14 protein-coding genes are annotated in these 16,426 nt (G+C 75.0%); 8 read left to right on the forward strand and 6 right to left on the reverse strand.

Features of this window, described 5'->3' with window-relative positions; all coding sequences use genetic code 11:
* The first annotated feature begins 150 nt into the window (after window positions 1-150).
* Window positions 151-849 carry a peptidyl-tRNA hydrolase gene (locus ACFCY1_RS03775; RefSeq protein WP_375873497.1) on the forward strand — a complete coding sequence of 233 codons (699 nt, stop codon included), beginning with the start codon at window positions 151-153 and terminating at the stop codon, window positions 847-849.
* A 115-nt stretch (window positions 850-964) separates the two neighbouring features.
* On the opposite strand, the gene ACFCY1_RS03780 is transcribed toward ACFCY1_RS03775, so the two are convergent.
* From ACFCY1_RS03780 to ACFCY1_RS03790, 3 genes are read right to left on the reverse strand one after another with little or no spacing between them, the layout of a single operon-like run.
* Window positions 965-1,708 carry a hypothetical protein gene (locus ACFCY1_RS03780; RefSeq protein ID WP_375873381.1) on the reverse strand — a complete coding sequence of 248 codons (744 nt, stop codon included), beginning with the start codon at window positions 1,706-1,708 and terminating at the stop codon, window positions 965-967.
* Between the two features lie 30 nt (window positions 1,709-1,738).
* A complete protein-coding gene (locus ACFCY1_RS03785; RefSeq protein WP_375873382.1) occupies window positions 1,739-2,503 on the reverse strand; it encodes a hypothetical protein in 765 nt (254 codons plus the stop codon).
* Window positions 2,500-3,423 carry an ATP-binding cassette domain-containing protein gene (locus ACFCY1_RS03790; RefSeq protein WP_049649727.1) on the reverse strand — a complete coding sequence of 308 codons (924 nt, stop codon included), beginning with the start codon at window positions 3,421-3,423 and terminating at the stop codon, window positions 2,500-2,502. The genes ACFCY1_RS03785 and ACFCY1_RS03790 overlap by 4 nt, the downstream gene beginning before the upstream one ends.
* 198 nt (window positions 3,424-3,621) lie before the next feature.
* Here ACFCY1_RS03790 and ACFCY1_RS03795 point away from each other — a divergent pair, with 198 nt between their 5' ends.
* Together ACFCY1_RS03795 and ACFCY1_RS03800 are read left to right on the forward strand one after the other, a co-directional pair.
* Window positions 3,622-4,938, forward strand: a complete 1,317-nt coding sequence (locus tag ACFCY1_RS03795) for a sensor histidine kinase (RefSeq protein WP_375873383.1) — start codon at window positions 3,622-3,624, stop codon at window positions 4,936-4,938.
* Window positions 4,939-4,982: 44 nt separating this feature from the next.
* Window positions 4,983-5,642: a response regulator gene (locus ACFCY1_RS03800; RefSeq protein WP_375873384.1), complete on the forward strand. Its 660-nt coding sequence runs from the start codon at window positions 4,983-4,985 to the stop codon at window positions 5,640-5,642.
* A 31-nt stretch (window positions 5,643-5,673) separates the two neighbouring features.
* Here ACFCY1_RS03800 and ACFCY1_RS03805 read toward each other — a convergent pair whose 3' ends face one another.
* From ACFCY1_RS03805 to modA, 3 genes are all read right to left on the reverse strand, one after another.
* Window positions 5,674-6,750, reverse strand: coding sequence for an ABC transporter ATP-binding protein (locus ACFCY1_RS03805; protein WP_375873385.1), 1,077 nt, complete (start codon window positions 6,748-6,750; stop codon window positions 5,674-5,676).
* Window positions 6,751-6,874: 124 nt separating this feature from the next.
* Window positions 6,875-7,633 (reverse strand): ABC transporter permease, encoded by a 759-nt coding sequence (locus tag ACFCY1_RS03810; protein ID WP_234348224.1) that lies wholly within the window; start codon window positions 7,631-7,633, stop codon window positions 6,875-6,877.
* A gap of 179 nt (window positions 7,634-7,812) precedes the next feature.
* Window positions 7,813-8,661: a molybdate ABC transporter substrate-binding protein gene (gene modA / locus ACFCY1_RS03815; RefSeq protein WP_375873386.1), complete on the reverse strand. Its 849-nt coding sequence runs from the start codon at window positions 8,659-8,661 to the stop codon at window positions 7,813-7,815.
* Window positions 8,662-9,024: 363 nt separating this feature from the next.
* Between modA and ACFCY1_RS03820 the strand changes: the two genes are divergently transcribed.
* The 5 genes from ACFCY1_RS03820 to ACFCY1_RS03840 all read left to right on the forward strand — a co-directional run bounded on the left by ACFCY1_RS03820 (window position 9,025) and on the right by ACFCY1_RS03840 (window position 16,318).
* The gene (locus tag ACFCY1_RS03820) at window positions 9,025-10,092 is read left to right on the forward strand and encodes an RNA ligase (ATP) (protein WP_375873387.1); all 1,068 of its coding nucleotides are present in this window, start codon (window positions 9,025-9,027) and stop codon (window positions 10,090-10,092) included.
* Window positions 10,093-10,215: 123 nt separating this feature from the next.
* Window positions 10,216-11,622 (forward strand): cytochrome P450, encoded by a 1,407-nt coding sequence (locus tag ACFCY1_RS03825; protein WP_375873388.1) that lies wholly within the window; start codon window positions 10,216-10,218, stop codon window positions 11,620-11,622.
* A gap of 332 nt (window positions 11,623-11,954) precedes the next feature.
* Complete coding sequence (locus ACFCY1_RS03830) at window positions 11,955-12,848, forward strand: MHYT domain-containing protein (protein WP_375873389.1); 894 nt, start codon at window positions 11,955-11,957, stop codon at window positions 12,846-12,848.
* A gap of 102 nt (window positions 12,849-12,950) precedes the next feature.
* Window positions 12,951-15,911, forward strand: coding sequence for a nitrate- and nitrite sensing domain-containing protein (locus ACFCY1_RS03835; RefSeq protein WP_375873390.1), 2,961 nt, complete (start codon window positions 12,951-12,953; stop codon window positions 15,909-15,911).
* Window positions 15,908-16,318, forward strand: a complete 411-nt coding sequence (locus ACFCY1_RS03840; RefSeq protein ID WP_375873391.1) for a roadblock/LC7 domain-containing protein — start codon at window positions 15,908-15,910, stop codon at window positions 16,316-16,318. The genes ACFCY1_RS03835 and ACFCY1_RS03840 overlap by 4 nt, the downstream gene beginning before the upstream one ends.
* The last annotated feature ends 108 nt before the right edge of the window (window positions 16,319-16,426 follow it).

Genomic DNA, 16,426 nt, shown 5'->3' on the forward strand with positions numbered 1-16,426 from the left:
GTCGAGTACCGGCGGGAGTGCCGACGCGAGTGCCGGGGTGACCACCGGGGCGGACGGGGCGGGCCGAGTCGGTCGGGGCGGGGCTGGCATCCTGGACGGGTGACTTCTCCTTCCGACGCCCCGACTCCCCTCACCCCGGCCCCCGCTCCGGTGGCCGACCCCGGCGACGCCCCGTCGCGCGAGGACCGCGACGAGCGGCCGCAGTACGTGCTGCCGCTGGTCGTCCGGCTGGAGCGGGCCACTCCGCCGGGCCGGACGGACGCGCTGGAGACCTCGGCGCGGGCGGTGCTCACCCTGCTCGCCGACCCTCGGGTGACCGAGGCGGGTGGCGAGTGGGCGGAGCGGGTCGAGGCCTGGGAGGACGCCCGGATCCGCAAGGTGGTCCGGCGGGCCCGGGGCGGGGAGTGGCGCCGGGCCGGCGAGCTGCCGGGCGTCACGGTGCACGGGCGGGAGGCCGAGGTGCGGGTGTTCCCGCCGGTCCCGCTGGACGGCTGGCCGAAGGAACTCGCCAAGCTCCAGGTGTCCGGGACGGACCTCGAGGAGACGACCGAGGTCGGCGCGCCCGAGCCGGGGCTGCCGGTGCTGTGGCTCAACCCCGAGCTGGAGATGAGCGCGGGCAAGACGATGGCGCAGACCGGGCACGCCGCCCAGCTCGCGTGGTGGCGGCTGGACGAGGCGCAGCGCAAGGAGTGGGCCGAGGCCGGCTTCGCGCTCGCGGTCCGGACCGCCTCACCGGAGGCGTGGGAGGAGCTCGTCCGCAGCGGGCTGCCGGTGGTCCAGGACGCGGGCTTCACCGAGATCGCGCCGGGCAGCTGCACGGTGATCGCGGAGCACCCGGCGCTGCGGTGACGGGCTGACAGGCGACAGTGGACAGCCGACGGCTAACAGCTAACAGGCGACAGCGAACAGATGACAGATTTCGAAATCTGTCATCTGTTCGCCGTTTGCTGTCGGCTGTCGTCCGTCAGCTGTGCTGGTACCGCCGCATCGCCCGGAGTCCGCCGTAGGCCGCCAGGGCCGTCCAGAGCGCCATGATCAGCAGCCCGGTCCAGTGGCCGTAGTGGATTCCTGGCTCGGTCTGGGTGCGCGTCGCGTAGAGGCCGGCCCGGTCGGGCAGGAACTGGCCGAGTTCCCGGACGCCGGGGATGGCGGCCAGCCAGGTGGTGCCCAGGAACACCATCGGGGTCAGTAGGCCGAGCGCGGCGCTGAAGTTGCCCAGCATCGCGGTCAGTCCGAGGCAGAGCAGCACCATCATCGGGTGGTACAGCACGCCGGCCAGGAAGCTGCGGGCCAGGCCCGGGGTGGAGAGGTCCAGGCCGACGGTGGTGCCGACGGCCAGGAAGGAGCCGGCCGTCGAGGCCAGGCCGAGCAGCAGGCCCAGCCCGGCGCCGAGCGCGAGCTTGGCGCCGTACAGTCGGCCGCGCCGGGGGACGGCGGTGAGCGAGGTGCCGATCATGCGGGTGTTGAACTCCTGCCCGATCAGCAGGATGCCGAGGCAGGCCACCGCGACGTGGCCGAAGAGCAGCCCGTAGAAGATCCCGTTGGCCGGGTCCGGGGCGGGCGTGTGGTCCTTCGCCCCGTAGGCGGCGCTGACGGCGGCCGTGACGCCGACGGTCAGTGCCAGGGCGACCAGCGGGGCCGCCCACTGCGAGGGCAGGGTGGTGAACTTGACGCGTTCGGCGCGCAGGGCGCCGGCGAGCGTGCTCATGGTTTTCTCTCGTTTCCCGTTCGTCCGAGGTCACTTGGCGCCGATGCGGCGCAGCGCGCGCAGGCCGCCGTACGCCGCCAGCGCCGTCCAGAGCGCCATGATCAGCAGCCCGGTCCAGTGCCCGTACGCGACCTGCGGGTCGTCGGCGTACCGCAGGGCGTACTGGCCGGCCCGGTCGGGCAGGAACTGGACGACCCGGCGGATCCCGGGCACTCCGCCGAGCAGTGGCGAGAGCAGGAAGACGGTCGGCACCAGCAGTCCCATGGCGGCGGTGAGGTTGCCCAGCAGCGCGGTCGCTCCGAGGCAGAGCACCACCAGCAGCGCCTGGTAGAGCACGCCGGCGACGGCGCTGCGCAGGAGGGCCGGCCCGTCCCAGACACCCGGGGCAGTGGCCGCGTAGCCGGCGAAGGCACCCGCCGTGCCGACGGCGCCGACGGCGAGGCCGACGAGCGCGCCGAGCGCCAACTTGGCGCCGTACAGCCGGTTGCGGCGCGGGACGGCGGTGAGCGACACGTTGATCATGCGGGTGTTGAACTCCTGCCCGATCAGCAGGATGCCGAAGCAGGCCAGGGCCGCCTGGCCGAAGTTGAGCCCGTAGAAGACCCCGACGCTCGGGTCGTCGGTGATGCTGTGGTCCTTGCCGCCGATGGCCGCGCCGATGGCGGTGGTGACCCCGGCGGTCAGCAGCAGGGCGAGCAGCGGGGTGATCCAGAGCGAGCGGAGGGTGGTGAGCTTGATCCGTTCGGCGCGCAGGACGTGCAGGACGTGCGCGGAGCCGGCAACCGGTGTGCTCATGCGGAGGCCTCCGCGCGGTACTCGACGCTGTCGGCGGTCATCCGCATGAACGCCTCCTCCAGCGAGTCCTGTTGGACGGCGATCTCGTACAGCACCACCCCGTTGGCGGCGGCGAGCGCGGCGATCCGCTCGGGTTCGGCGCCGCTCACCTCCCAGGCGCCGCCGTCGACTTCGGTGGCGTCGAGGCCGTGGTCGTGGCCGGGGCCGCCGAGCAGGGCGGCGAGCTTGGCGGGGGCGACGGCGCGGACCCTGATCCGGGTCCGGCCGTGGCGGTCGATGAACTCGGAGGTGGCGGCGTCGGCGAGCAGTCGGCCGCGCCCGATCACCACCAAGTGGTCGGCGGTGAGCGCCATTTCGGTCATCAGGTGGGAGGAGACCAGCACCGCCCGGCCCTCGGCGGCCAGGTCGCGCAGCAGGGTGCGGATCCAGCGGATGCCTTCCGGGTCCAGGCCGTTGACGGGTTCGTCCAGCAGCAGCACCGGCGGGTCGCCGAGCAGGGCGGCGGCCACCCCGAGGCGTTGGCGCATGCCGAGCGAGAAGCCCCGGATCCGCCGTCCTGCCGCGTCCGCCAGGCCGACCTGGCCGAGAACCTCGTCGACCCGGCGGGCCGGCAGCCCGTTGCTCGCGGTGAGCCAGCGCAGGTGGCCGTGCGCGGTCCGGCCGCCGTGCATCGCCTGGGCGTCCAGCAGTGCGCCCACCGTCCGCAGCGGGGCGGGGAGTTCGGCGTACGGGCGGCCGTCGACCAGGGCGTGTCCGGCGGTCGGCCGGTCGAGGCCGAGGACCAGGCGCATGGTGGTGCTCTTGCCGGCGCCGTTCGGGCCGAGGAAGCCGGTCACCACGCCGGGTCGGACCTCGAAGGTCAGGTCGTCGACGACGCGCCGGCCGTCGTACTCCTTGGTCAGGCCCTGGATCTCGATCACGGCCCGCTCCCCTCGTCTCGTCGTCGGTGGTCTCCGCCGGTGCCCGCTGTCGCTGCCCCGGTCGGTGGCTCCATTGGACCGGAGCGGGCCGGTGCGGCGGATCCCGCCGGGGCGGGGAGCCGCCTCCCTCCCAGGAGGGAGGGTGCGGGCGACCGGCGCGGGATCCGGGGACGGGGGGCGACCTGGCAGGATGGCGCAATGTCCAAGATCGCAGCGCTGAGGAGCGCGAGCGCGGTGTCCGGAGGATCCGCGCCGGGAAGTGCGGTGGCCAGGCTCGTCGCGCCGCTGGCGGCCGGCGTCACGTACGCGCGGCTGCTGCACCTGTTGGTGGGGTGGATCTTCGCGGGCGTGGTGCTGATGATCTATCCGGGGACGTACCGGAAGGGCCTCGGCGAGATCCTCACGGCGAGCGTACTGGTGGACTGCGTGCTACTCGCGGCGCTCGCGCTCATCCCGGCGGCTCGGCGGGCGGAGGGGGTGCAGGCGCGGCTGCTGCTGGTGCCCGACCGTGAGGAGGACATCGCCGCCGAGCCCTCCCGCACCTGGGCCGACCGGCGGCGGACGGCGGGTTGGCTGATCGGCCGGGTCGCGCTCGGCTCGGTGGCCGGGTTCGTGCTCTCCTTCGGCTCCGTCGCGTGCTACGACCGGCTGACCGGTCCGGACGTGCTCTGGTACCTCCCGTTCGCCCCGCTGCTGGTACTCGGTTTCGGCTGGTTCCTGGTCCTCGCCGGGCGCCTCCAACTCGCCATGGCCGTACGGCTGCTGGGCCCGTCTCCGACCGAGCGGCTGGCGGAGGCGGAGCTGCGGGCCGAACGCCTGCTGGAACGCAACCGGTTGGCCCGGGAGCTGCACGATTCGATCGGCCACGCACTGACGGTGACGGTCCTTCAGGCGGGCGCGGCGCGCGAGGTCGGGGACCCGGCCTTCGTCGCCAAGGCGCTCGAAGTCATCGAGGAGACCGGCCGCCAGGCCATGGAGGACCTCGAACGCACCCTCGTGCTGCTGCGCGAGACCCCGGCCGGGGCGAACGGCGTGGCCACCGAACAGCCCGGGATCGACCAGCTGCCCGCGCTGTTCGACACCGCCCGGGCGGCTGGCAGCCCGGTGGAGGCACGGATGGAGGTGCCGCCCGGCACACTGCCAGGGGTGCTCTCCCGCGAGTCGTACCGGATCGTCCAGGAGGGTGTCACCAACGCGCTCAAGTACGCGCCCGGCGAACCGGTCGACATCCGGATCGCCGTACGGGAAGGGCAGTTGGAGCTGCGCTGCGCCAACCGACTGCCCGGCGCCGGGCGTTCGGCGGTCGGCGCGGCCGGGCCTGCCGGTCCGGCCGGCTCGGCACGGCCTCCGGCGGGCGGTGCGGGCCGGGGCGCGACGCGCAAGGGCGGCAAGGGGCTGCGCGGCATCCGCGAGCGCGCCACGCTGCTCGGCGGGGAGGCGGCGGCGGGGGTGTCGCAGGAGGGCGGAGGGGAGTGGGTGCTGACCGTCCGGCTGCCCCTACGCTTGGGCTCGTGACGAACGATCCTGTGATGCGAGGCCCGGCCGGAGGAGCCGCGGGGATGACGGACATCCTGCTCGCCGACGACGAGGAACTGGTCCGGGCCGGCCTGCGGGCCGTCCTGGAGGCGCAGGGGGACCTGCGGGTGGTCGGCGAGGCGGCCGACGGCGCGGAAGCGGTCGCGCTGGCCCGCGCGCTGCGCCCGCACGTGGTGCTGATGGACGTCCGGATGCCCGTGCTGGACGGCCTGGCGGCCACCCGCGAGCTGCTGCGCCCCGGCGCACCGGAGGAGCGTCCGCCGAGGATCCTGGTCGTGACCACCTTCGAGAACGACGACTACGTCTACCAGGCGTTGCGCGCGGGCGCCGACGGCTTCCTGCTCAAGCGCACCCGCCCGGCCGAGATCGCCCACGCGGTACGGCTGGTGGCGGCGGGCGAGTCGCTGCTGTTCCCGGCCGCGATCCGCCGGCTGGCGGCCGGGCACGGCAACCCGACCGCCCGGGCGGTCATGGAGCGGGCGGCGCTGACCGGGCGCGAGGCGGAGGTGCTGCGGCTGGTCGCGCGGGGCCTGAGCAACGGGGAGATCGCCGAGCGGCTGTTCCTCGGCGTGCAGACGGTGAAGACGCACGTCAGCAGCGTGCTGGCGAAGCTCGGGGCGCGGGACCGCACCCAGGCGGTGATCGCGGCGTACGAGTCGGGGTTCGTCGAGCCCTCAGAGTGACGCGAGCTGACGATGCGTCAAAAAGAGCCGCTCAGGCCGGGTAGGCGTGGGTCTGGGCGGCCTTGACCGAGGCCCAGACCGCGACGCCGGGCGCCAGCTCCAGCTCCGCGACGGCGGCCGGGGTCAGGTCGGCGGCCATCGGCAGGTCGCCGGCGAGTTCGACGCGGACCTGGTCACCGTGCAGGTCGAGCCCGGTGACCTCGGCCTGCCAGAGGTTGCGCGCGCTGGTCCGCGGACGCTCCCGGTACAGCGTCACGGCGGAGGGCGGGAAGGCGACGAAGGCCGGACCGTCCAGCTCCTCGGTGGTGGCCAGCACCGTGCCGTCCGGGAGCGTGACCCGGGAGCCCTCGGCCCGGCCCTGGTACAGGTTCAGTCCGACCAGCCGGGCGATGTAGTCGGTGCGCGGGCGCCGGGCGACCTCCGCCGGGCTGCCGGACTGCACCTCGTGCCCGTCCTCGATCACCACCAGTCGGTCGGCCAGCACCATGGCGTCCAGCGGGTCGTGCGTCACCAGCACCGCCACCGCCTCGAACTCCGCCAGATGGCGCCGCAGTTGGGCGCGTACGTCGAGCCGGGTGCGGGCGTCCAGGGCGGCCAGCGGCTCGTCCAGCAGGAGCAGCCGGGGGCGTACGGCGAGGGCTCGGGCGAGCGCCACCCGCTGGGCCTGGCCGCCGGAGAGCCGGCCGGGGCGGACCGTGGCGTGGTCGGCCAGGCCCATCCGCTCCAGCCAGTCGGCCGCCTCGGCCCGCGCCTCCCGCTTGGGGCGGCCCTGGCAGCGCGGGCCGAAGGCGACGTTGTCGAGCGCGCTCAGGTGGGGGAACAGCAGGTAGTCCTGGAACACCACGCCGACCGGCCGCTCCTCGGCCGGGGTGTGCACGCGCTGCGCCGGGTCCTCCAGGAGGCGGCCGTCCAGGCGCAGGTGGCCGCCGGTGAGCGGGAGCAGCCCGGCGAGGGCGCGCAGGGCGGTGGACTTCCCGGCGCCGTTGGGGCCGAGCAGTGCCACCACCTCGCCGGGGGCGGCGGTCAGCGCGAGGTCGAGGGCGAACGCGGCGCGCTCGACCCGCAGGCGGGCGTCCAGGGCGGGGCCGGGGCGGCTTTCGGTGCTCATCGGGGCGGCGTCCAGGTGTCCAGTGCGTCTGCTGCGTTCAGCGTGTCCGGGATGGGAGGTGGGGAGGGGAGGGCGCGTGCGGTCGGGATGGCGCGTGCGGTCGGGACGGCGCGGGCGGGCGGGGTCACGGCGTCGACAGCCAGCGGTCGCGCAGGCCGACCAGGACGGCGACGGAGACCACCAGCAGCACCAGCGACAGCGCGATCGCCGCCTGCGGGTCCGACTCCATGGCCAGGTAGACGGCCAGCGGCATGGTCTGGGTGCGGCCCGGGAAGTTGCCCGCGAAGGTGATCGTCGCACCGAACTCGCCGAGCGCCCGGGCCCAGGCCAGGACGGCCCCGGCGGCGATCCCCGGCGCGATCAGCGGCAGGGTGACCCGCCGGAACGCGGTCAGTCGCGAGGCGCCCAGGGTCGCGGCGGCCTCCTCGTAGCGGGGGTCGGCGGCCCGCAGCGCGCCCTCGACGCTGATCACCAGGAACGGCATCGCCACGAACGCCTCGGCGATCACGACCCCGGTGGTGGTGAACGGCAGCGTGATGCCGAAGGCCGAGTCCAGCCAGGAGCCGACGATGCCGCGCCGCCCGAGCACCAGCAGCAGCGCCACACCGCCGACCACCGGCGGCAGCACCAGCGGCAGGGTGACCAGCGCCCGGATCACCCGCCGGCCCGGCAGCTCGGTGCGGGCGAGCAGCCAGGCCAGCGGGACGCCCAGGACCAGCGACACGGCGGTGGCCGCGGTCGCGCTGATCAGCGACAGGCGCAGCGCGTCCCAGACGGCGGTGCTGGTGAGCTGCTCGGACAGGTCGCTCCAGGGCGCCCGGATCAGCAGGCCGACCAGCGGCAGGACCAGGAACGCCAACCCGAGCAGCGCCGGGAGCAGCAGGGCGACCGGGGCGCGGTGCGTCCGCGGGCGTCGGTTTCGCGGGGCGCGACTTCGTGGGTCGCGCTTTCGTGGGTCGCGGCGCGGCAGGGCCTTCTCGGCTTCCGCCGCGCCGCCGCCGACGGTGCGGTTCCGACCGGAGTCGCGTCCGGAGCCGTCCCCGGGGCCGGTGGTGCGCTCGCTCACGGTGCCTGGAAGCCCGCCGCGGTCAGCACCTGCTTGGCCTCGGGCGACTGGACGTACGCGACGAAGGCCGCGGCGCCGTCCTTGTTCGGCGCCTTGGCGAGCGCGGCGATCGGGTAGTCGTTCACGGCCTTGTCGGCCTCGGGGAAGTCCACGCCGTCGATCTTCGCAGCATCGGCCTGCACATCGGTCCGGTACACCAGGGACGCGTCGACCTCGCCGAGTTCGACCTTGGTGAGCGCGCCCTTGACGTCCTGCTCCAGGGTGACCGGGGTGAGGTCGACGCCCGCCGCCTTGAGCGCGGTCTGGGCGGCGGCGCCGCACGGCACCTCCTTCGCGCACAGCGCGACCTTCACGCCGGAGGCGGTGAGGTCCTTGAGGCCCGCGATGTGCTTGGGGTTGCCCTTGGGGACGGCGATGGTGAGGGTGTTCCGGACGAAGGTCGTCGGCTGCCCGCTGGCACCGCCCGCGTCCGTCACGGTCTTCATGGTGGCCGGGCTGGCGGCGGCGAACACGTCCGCCGGGGCACCGGAGTTGATGCTGGTGGCGAGGCTGGAGCTGCCGCCGAAGTTGAAGGTGACCTTGGCGCCCGGGTTGGCGGCCTCGAACTTCTTGCCGAGCTCGGTGAAGGTCTCCTTGAGCGAGGCGGCGGCGAAGACGGTGATGGTGCCGGAGGCCTTCGGGACGCTGCTGCCCGCGGCGGAGGCGTTCGCGGAGGTGCTCGAAGAGGCCGAGGAACCGGAGGACTTGCCGCCGTCGCTGCCGCAGGCGCTGACTCCGAGCCCGAGGACGAGGACCGCGGCGGTGGCGACGGCGAGCCTGCGGGCGGTGGGCGTACGGGTGCTCATCGGTGCTTCCCCTCCAGGGTGCGCGCCGGGAGGGGCGCGAGGGACGAGCCGCAGGTGCGGCCATTACGGCGATCATAGTGCCGCAAATGCGAGCGATAAATCCCCTGTCGGTTCGCACAGCTGGGGGCCGCAGGGGTCTCGGGGCTGCTGTGGGATGGCTCAACCGGGACTCGCGGGGCGCGGTGAGGGCGGTGAGGCGGTCAGGCTGGTGGGGACGGTGGGCCGGTGGGGGCGCTGGCGAGGGGCGCGCGGTAATTGCGTCGCGCCGTGGGTGGTCGAACGGCGAGAGTGGTCGCCGTCCGTACAGACGGCCGGGCCGGTCGGACACACGGCCGGGGCCGAACCAAGGGGAGGAGTCCGTCCATGTCCACGCTGCGCGTCACCGCCGAGAAGCTGGTCATCCTGGAGCACCCGAACGCCGATGCCCTGGAGCTCGCCCAGGTCGGCCTCTACCGGGCGGTGGTCGCGAAAGGCGCGTACCGGACCGGGGACCACGCCGTCTACATCCCCGAACAGTCCGTCCTCCCGGATGAGTTGATCGAGGAGCTGGGCCTGACCGGCAAGCTGGCCGGCGCGCGGGCGAACCGGGTGAAGGCGGTACGGCTGCGCGGCGAGCTCTCTCAGGGTGTCGTCTGCCGGCCCGCCGCGCTCGCCGGCACCGACCTGGCCGCCGCGGCCGAGCGCGGTGAGGACTTCGCCGAGGTGCTCGGGGTCGTCAAGTGGCAGCCGCCGGTGCCGATGTCGATGAGCGGTGACGTGGTCAGCGCGCCGGACCTGCTGCCCTGGGTGGACATCGAGAACCTCAAGCGCTACCCCGAGGCCTTCGCGCCGGGCGAGCCGGTCGTGCTGACCGAGAAGCTGCACGGCAGCTGCTGCCTGGTCACGTACACCGCCGCCACCGGCGAGGTGCGGGTGTCGTCCAAGGGCATCGGTGCGCAGGGGCTGGCGCTGGCCGAGGACGCGCGCAACCTCTACTGGCGGGCGGTGCGCGCGTACGACATCCCGGCGGTGGCGGCCCGGCTGGCGGAGCGCCTCGGGGCCGGGCGGGTCGGCATCTTCGGCGAGGTCTTCGGCGAGGGCGTGCAGGACCTGGGCTACGGCGCCTCGGCGCGCACCGAGCGGCCCGGATACGCCGCGTTCGACGTGTCGGCCCTTGTGGACGGGCAGCTGAACTGGCTTTCGGCAGCCGAACTGCTGGACGGGGAACTGCCGTTGGTGCCCGAGCTGTGGCGCGGACCGTTCGATCCGGAGACCGTGCTGGGGTTCGCGCGGGGCCGGGAGACCGTCTCCGGGCGTGAACTGCACCTGCGCGAGGGCGTGGTGGTGCGGCCGGTCACCGAGCGCTGGAGCCCGGTGCTCGGCGGGCGGGCGATCGCCAAGGTGGTCGGCGAGGCTTACCTGACCCGCAAGGGGGGCACCGAGTACGAGTGAGACGGGCCCGGATCCGGTGGCCGGGCAGGTCGGCCCGGCCGACCGGTCCGGGTGCGGCTCCTCTCGGTGCTGACCGCCCGTCGGTAGAGGCGGCGGGCGAGTCCCCGTACAGAAGGAGTGCCGATGGCCACCGAAGTCCTCCCCGTTCCCGACCCCGGCCTCGTGCCCGCCCCCACCTCCGCGATACCCGTGCCGGCCGGGAACCCGCTGGTCGGATCGCTGTTCGACCTCACCCGCCGCCCGCTGCGCAGCTACCTCGCGGCCCGCCGCGACCACGGCGACGTGGTGCGCTTCCAGGCCGGGCCGCCCGGGCTGCGGGCCGACTTCTACGGGGTGTTCTCGCCGGAGGGCGTCCGCCAGGTGCTGGCGGGCGAGGCGGCCAACTTCCGCAAGGAGGACCCGTTCTACGACGAGCTCCGGAGCAGCGTCGGCAACGGGCTGCTGACCAGCCAGGACGCCGAGTACCAGCGCCAACGCCGGATGGTGCAGCCGCTGTTCACCCGGCGCCGGGTGGACGGCTACGCGGACGCGCTCGCGCAGGAGGCGCAGTCGCTCGCCGAGCGGTGGCGGGCGGTGCCCGGCGGGGTGGTGGACGCGGCGGACGAGACGTCCCGGTTCGCGCTGCGGGCGGTCGCGCGCATCCTCTTCGGCGCCGACGTGGAGGAGGCGATAGCGGTGGTCCACCGCAGCTTCCCGGTGCTCGGCGAGTACGTGAAGGAGCGCGGCTACGCCCCGGTCCGCCTCCCGCGCACCTGGCCGACGCCGGCCAACCGGCGCGGTGCCGAGGCCCAGCGGGCGCTGTACGGGGTCTGCGACCGGATCATCGCCGAACGGGCCGCGCGGGGCGGCGGAGACGAGGGCGCGGACGACCTGCTCACCCTGCTCGGCCGGGCCCGCGACGACCACGGCGAGCGGCTGGACCCGGCCGAACTCCGGGACCAGGTCCTGGTGTTCCTGCTCGCCGGGCACGAGACCACGGCCACCGCGCTGGCCTTCGCGCTGCACCTGCTGGCCAAGCACCCCGAGCAGCGGCGGCTCGCCCGCGAGGAGGCGCGGACCGTCCTGGCCGGGCGCGCGCCGACGGCGGCGGACCTGGACGCGCTCCCGTACATCACCCGGGTGCTGAAGGAGGCGATGCGGCTCTATCCGTCGGCGGCCCTGGGCGGGCGGCGGGCGGTCGAGGAGACCGTCATCGACGGGTACGTGATCCCGGCGGGGGCACAGGTCGTCGTCGCACCGCTGGTCACCCACCGGCACCCGGACCACTGGGAGGATCCGGAGCGCTTCGACCCGGACCGGTTCCTGCCGGAGGCGGAGCGGGCCCGGCACCGCTACGCCTGGTTCCCGTTCGGGGGCGGGCCGCGGGCCTGCATCGGGCAGCACTTCTCGATGCTGGAGGCGGTGCTGGCGCTGGGGGTGCTGCTGCGGGACTTCGAGGTGGAGGCGGTGGACCGGAGGGTGGCGCTCGCCCAGGGGATCACGCTGCGGGCGGCGAGCCCGATGCGGATCCGGGTGACGGCTGACAGCTGACGGCTGACGGCTGACGGGGTTCAGCGAACAACGAACAGCGAACAACAGACAGCGGACAGATGACAGATTTCAAACTCTGTTATCTGTCTGTTGTCATCTGTCTGTTGTTCGCTGGGCAGACGACCGGAGCATTCGAACACATCACCCGGGCCTCGCGGGCAGCTTTTCAGATCTTTGTCTGACCGATTCCGGCCCCTCGATAGCGTCCCACGCACCCCAGGCCGGAAGCGCACATGCGGTTGGCATATGCCTTCGTATGCAGTCCGCCCGGCCCGGGGAGCCCGGGCGCACCGCGTACCGCCTCCGGGCCCGACCGGTCGACCGGAGGTCCCATGGGCACCATCAACCACCTCAGCTTCGGCTGGCTGACCCCCGCCCTCTCGTACCTGATGGCCTGCGCCGGCGCGGCCCTCGGGCTGCGCTGCACGCTGCGCGGCCTGGCCGCGAGCGGCCCGGCCCGGCGGAACTGGCTGGTCACGGCCGCCGCCGCGATCGGCTCCGGGATCTGGACCATGCACTTCGTCGCCATGTTCGGCTTCACCGTCGACGGCACCGAGCTGCGCTACAACGTGCCGCTGACCGTCCTCAGCCTCGTGGTCGCGGTGCTGGTCACCGGCCTCGGCCTGACCGTGGTCTGCTACGGCCGGCACCGCGGCCTCTCCCTGCTGTCCGGCGGCGTCACCACCGGCCTCGGCGTCGCCGCGATGCACTACCTGGGCATGGCCGCCCTCCGGATGCACGGCGGGCTGCACTACGACGCCGGGACGGTCGCGCTGTCCGTGCTGGTCGCGGTCGGCGCCGCCACCGCCGCGCTCTGGGCCGCCGTCACCATCCGCAACGTGTACGCGGCCGCGGCCGCCGCGATGGCCATGGGTCTCGCCGTCAGCTGCATGCACTACACCGGCATGGCCGCCGTCCACGTCCGGTTGGAGCCGACCCGGACCGGCCTCGGCGGGGTCAGCCCGATGGAGTTCGTCTTCCCACTCGCCGTCGGTCTCGGCTCGTTCCTCTTCCTCGCCTCGGCCTTCGTCGCGCTCTCGCCGACCGCCCAGGAGCGGGCCGGCTACCGGGAGGCCGGCGAGTTGGCCACCGAGGATCTGCCTGCCGGGCCCCCGTACCCCGGGCCCCCGTACCCCGAGCCCGCCCGGCAGGAGCTCGCCCCGGCCGAGGCCGGGCGGCGCGGCGGCGAGGGGCGCGGCGGCGAACGGCACGGCCGCGCCGCCTGAGCCGCGCCCCCCTCCAGCCCCCGCCCTCCAGCCCCCGCCCGCCTGCCCCCGCCCACCTGCCTCCGTCCTCCAGCCTCTCCCTGCCCGAAAGGCTCCTCACCCATGCGAGAAGACCGCGGTACCGCCCCCGGTGCCCGTCGGGGTGCCCATGCCGGGCCGCCCGCCCGTCCACCGCGGCCCGGCCCGTGGCTGCGCGGCCTGCGCCCCCGGACCGTCCGCGCCCGGATCATCGCCCTGCTGATGGTCCCGGTCGTCTCCGTCATCGCCCTGTGGGGGTTCGCCACCGTTACCACCGCCCAGGGCGTCTGGGGCCTGATGCGCCAGCGCGACGCCCAGCGCACGCTGCTCACGCCGGTCGCGGAGACGGTCGCCGGGCTGCAAGCCGAACGCACGGCCGTCGGTCAGCTGCTGGCCGCCCCGGTGGCCGCCCCCAGCGCCGTCCGGGAGAGCGCCCTGCGCGAGGCGGCGGCGGCCACCGACCGGGCGCTCACTCCGCTGTTCCCAGACCCCCGCCGCCCCGACCGGGGCTACAACCGTGCCGACGCCCAGGGCCTGGGCGGGGACGCGGCCGCCCGGCTGGACGCGCTCGGCGGCTCCCTCGCCGCCCTGCCCGTCCTGCGCGACCGGGTCCTGGCCAGGAGCGTCGGCTGGCCCGAGGCGTACGCCGCGTACGGCGAGGCGGTGGACCGGGCGCTCGCCGCCGCCGGTGCCGTCGCGCCGCTCCAGGACCGCCAGGTGGCCGCCGACGCGCGGGTGCTGCTGGAGCTGGCCCGGTCCCGGGAACTGCTCGCCCGGGAGGACGCCCTGCTGCGCGCCGCCCAGCTGTCCGGCGGGCTCGGCGACGACCAGCTGCGGGAGTTCGCCGGCGCGGCCTTCGCCCGGCGCGAGTTCGAGCGGGGCGCCGCCGCCGAGCTGCGCCCCGCCGACCGGGCGGCGCTGCTCGCCGTCACCGGTGGCCAGGACCACCGCGAGCTGGCCGGGTACGAGGACAGGGTGCGGACGGCCGCCGACGGCCGGACGGCGGTCGCGGCGGTGCCGGCCGACCGGTGGGCGATGGTCGCGGGCAATGTGGCCGGCGGCCTGCGGACCGTCGAGGACCAGGCCGGACGGCTCGCCGCCGAGCGCCAGGACCCGTACGCCCTGGGCCTGTTCACCCCGGCGGGGATGGCAGTGCTGCTCGGACTGGTCGGCGTGGTGGCCTCGTTGGTGATCTCGGTGCAGATCGGGCGCGGGCTGGTCACCGATCTGATCGGCCTGCGCAACTCGGCACTTGAGCTGGCCGGGCGCAAACTCCCGGCGACCATGCGGAAGTTGCGTGCGGGGGAGGAGGTGGACATCGAGGCCGAGGCGCCCCGGCCGGTGGGGCGGGGCGACGAGATCGGCCAGGTGCAGCGGGCGCTGGGCACCGTCCAGCGGGCGGCCGTCACGGCGGCGGTCGAGCGGGCCGAGGTGCTCTCCGGGGTCTCCGGTGTGTTCGTCAACCTCGCGCGCCGAAGCCAGGTCCTGGTGCACCGCCAACTCACCCTGCTGGACGCTATGGAGCGCCGCACCGACGACCCGTCCGAGCTGGCCGACCTGTTCCGCTTGGACCACCTCACCACCCGGATGCGCCGCCACGCCGAGGGCCTGATCATCCTCTCCGGGGCCGCTCCCGGGCGGGGTTGGCGTCGGCCCGTCCCGCTGGTGGACGTGGTGCGCGCGGCCGTCTCGGAGGTCGAGGAGTACGCCCGGGTCGAGGTCCACCCGCTGCCACGGGCCGCGGTGGTCGGCCACGCCGTCGCCGACCTCACCCACCTGGTGGCCGAACTCGTCGAGAACGCCACCGGGTTCTCCCCGCCGCACACCCGGGTGCACATCCGGGGCGAACGGGTCGGCAACGGCTTCGCGTTGGAGATCGAGGACCGCGGCCTCGGCATGGGGCCGGAGGTGCTGGCCTCGGCCAACCGCCGGATCGCCGCCGCCGAGCAGAGCGACCTCTTCGACAGCGACCGGCTCGGCCTGTTCGTGGTCAGCCGGCTCGCCCGGCGGCAGGACGTCAAGGTCTCGCTGGTGACCTCCGCGTACGGCGGCACCACGGCGGTGGTCCTGCTGCCGACCACGCTGCTGGCCGACGAGACGGCCGACGATACGGCCGAAGTGGAGGCGGAGGTGGGGGCGGAGGAGGCGCGGTACGGCTTCGAGCCGGTGCCGCCCCTGCCGCGCGCGGCGGCGCCGGGCGGCGTGGCGGTCGGGGCGGGACCGACGGAGCCGGTGTTCGCCGAGCGGGCACAGCACGGCGGCCCGGAGCGGGAGGTCACGCCGGTGCACGGTCACGCGGGGGAGCCGACGGGGGGTCCCAGCGGTGTCCCGGGCGGCGCCCTGAGCGGTGACCCGGGGCGCCGGGAGTACTCGCAGGGCGGGGCAAGTGACGGGCTTCCGGCGGCGGGTGGGCCGCCGCCGGAGGGTGGGGCGCTGCTGCCGTTCGGTGCCCGGGGCAGTGACCCCGGGCCGGTGCGCCGTACCCCCTACCGGGCCTCCGGTGCCCGGGTGGCCGGTCCGGCTGCGGACGGGGGCGCGGGTGCGGCCGCCCGTCCGCAGTCCGGGCCGCCGCAGCCGTACAGCGCGGAGCCGTACCGTACGGAACGCCGTTCGGATCCGGTAGCTGGACCTGGCTTGCGCGGTCCCCGTCCAGATGGTCAACGACCGGACGGCCATCGATCGGACGGCCCCCGTCCGGACGGCCCCCAAGCCGACTCGGGCCCCGAGGAGTTGCCGCGACGGACCCGCCAGGCGAGCCTCGCACCGCAGCTGCGCGAGGGCCCGGCCCGTCCGACCGCGCACAGTCGTCGTACGGCCGCCGCCACCGCAGCCGTGGCCTCGGCCGGCCCCGGGTCCGGCGACGGCCTCGGCGCCGCGGGCCGCAGCCCGGAGGAGGCGCGGGCGACGATGTCGGCCTTCCAGAACGGATGGGCGCGCGGTCTGCACCCGGAGGGTCGGCGGGACGGGCAGCCCGCCGACGCTCCGCGGCCGCCGCGGGCGCGCCACCCCCAACCCCCGTCCCGACCCGAAGGAGAGCGTCCGTGATCGCCACCACCCACCGCGCGGGGGAGCTGAACTGGCTCCTCGACGAGCTGGTCCAGCGCGCCCCCGAGCTCCGCTTCGCCGTGATGCTCTCCGCCGACGGACTGGCCATGGGCACCTCGGCCGGTCTGGCGCGGGAGGACGGGGAGCATCTGGCGGCCGTCGCCTCCGGCTTCCACAGCCTGGCCAAGGGCGCCGGCCGGCACTTCGGCGCCGGCGAAGTCCGCCAGACCATGGTCGAGTTGGAGGGCGGCTACCTGCTGGTCGCGGCGGCCGGGGAGGGCACCTGCCTCGCCGTGTTCACCACGGCCCGGGCCGACCTCGGCCTGGTCGCCTACGAGATGGCCAGGCTGGTCCGCCGGGTCGGGGAGCACCTGAGCACCCCGCCGCGGACGGTGGGCGGCCGGTGAGTCCGGTGCCCCACCCGTCCCGGGGGCGACATCCCGAGCACCCGAGGGCCGAACCCGACGGTCACCCCCGCAATCCGCTCGCGGCCGCCCACCGGGCCCGCTGGTACG

This window comes from Kitasatospora sp. NPDC056273 (assembly GCF_042268845.1).
GTDB lineage: Bacteria > Actinomycetota > Actinomycetes > Streptomycetales > Streptomycetaceae > Kitasatospora.

What these genes read in the sequence shown, in the direction of transcription:
- ACFCY1_RS03780 (WP_375873381.1), bottom strand. Translation starts at nt 1,708, where the DNA reads ATGAGCACGCTCGCCGGCGCCCTGCGCGCCGAACGCGTCAAGTTCACC.
- ACFCY1_RS03785 (WP_375873382.1), bottom strand. Translation starts at nt 2,503, where the DNA reads ATGAGCACACCGGTTGCCGGCTCCGCGCACGTCCTGCACGTCCTGCGC.
- ACFCY1_RS03795 (WP_375873383.1), top strand. Translation starts at nt 3,622, where the DNA reads ATGTCCAAGATCGCAGCGCTGAGGAGCGCGAGCGCGGTGTCCGGAGGA.
- ACFCY1_RS03800 (WP_375873384.1), top strand. Translation starts at nt 4,983, where the DNA reads ATGACGGACATCCTGCTCGCCGACGACGAGGAACTGGTCCGGGCCGGC.
- ACFCY1_RS03805 (WP_375873385.1), bottom strand. Translation starts at nt 6,750, where the DNA reads ATGAGCACCGAAAGCCGCCCCGGCCCCGCCCTGGACGCCCGCCTGCGG.
- modA (WP_375873386.1), bottom strand. Translation starts at nt 8,661, where the DNA reads ATGAGCACCCGTACGCCCACCGCCCGCAGGCTCGCCGTCGCCACCGCC.
- ACFCY1_RS03820 (WP_375873387.1), top strand. Translation starts at nt 9,025, where the DNA reads ATGTCCACGCTGCGCGTCACCGCCGAGAAGCTGGTCATCCTGGAGCAC.
- ACFCY1_RS03825 (WP_375873388.1), top strand. Translation starts at nt 10,216, where the DNA reads ATGGCCACCGAAGTCCTCCCCGTTCCCGACCCCGGCCTCGTGCCCGCC.
- ACFCY1_RS03830 (WP_375873389.1), top strand. Translation starts at nt 11,955, where the DNA reads ATGGGCACCATCAACCACCTCAGCTTCGGCTGGCTGACCCCCGCCCTC.
- ACFCY1_RS03835 (WP_375873390.1), top strand. Translation starts at nt 12,951, where the DNA reads ATGCGAGAAGACCGCGGTACCGCCCCCGGTGCCCGTCGGGGTGCCCAT.